This is a genomic window from Streptomyces chattanoogensis (genome assembly GCF_001294335.1).
Taxonomy (GTDB): Bacteria; Actinomycetota; Actinomycetes; order Streptomycetales; family Streptomycetaceae; genus Streptomyces; species Streptomyces chattanoogensis.
This window is the reverse complement of sequence record NZ_LGKG01000044.1, coordinates 1-588: the sequence shown is the minus strand read 5'-3', so window position 1 is coordinate 588 and position 588 is coordinate 1. Positions and strand designations below refer to the sequence as shown.

The 588-nt window shown below is 70.1% G+C and carries 1 protein-coding gene and 1 pseudogene; both read left to right on the top strand.

The genetic code is table 11. The features are described 5' to 3' along the window. Nucleotides 1-121, top strand: a 121-nt coding sequence (gene rpsR / locus ADL29_RS07500) for a 30S ribosomal protein S18 (protein WP_063788409.1), incomplete at its 5' end; no start/stop codon positions are given. Between the two features lie 89 nt (nt 122-210). Next, nucleotides 211-588, top strand: a pseudogene (locus ADL29_RS07495) (GTP-binding protein); the annotation flags it as partial.

Sequence of the window (588 nt, the reverse complement as noted above, 5' to 3'; positions counted from 1 at the left end):
CGACCGCGGCAAGATCCGCAGCCGCCGGGTGACCAACGTGACCAGGCAGCAGCAGCGGCAGATAGCCCGCGCCATCAAGAACGCCCGCGAGATGGCCCTCATCCCCTACGCCTCCCGATAGCCAGCCAGGAGGAGAGCAGAAGTGCCGTTGACGATGCTGCGGGCACGAAAGGCCGCCCACACACTCGTTGCCGCCCTTGCGCAGGTGGGATGGTGAACACCGGCAGGACGCCGAAGCGGGGACTGCTGAGCATCGTCTCGGGCAACACCCCGCAGGCGCGCAGCCGCGCAGTGGACACGCTGCGCCGTGCCGTGCCTGACGCCGTGGTGTTGTCCGTATCGGTCGACGACGAAGGCGGGCGTTACCCGTTCGTGCAGCGGGTCGTCTCGTGCGGCGACGGGCAGCTTCGGGACGAGCTGTGCCGGGCGGCAACCGGCGACCCCGCCGTGATCGTCCGTCAGGATCTCGAGGCCATCGCCCGCCGTACCACGCGGCCCCATGTCGTGCTCGCGCTCCCGGCGGAACTCGATGCGCAGCTCTTTCTGGCCGCACTGTGGCAAACCCCGCTGGGCCGCACGCCCACGGCA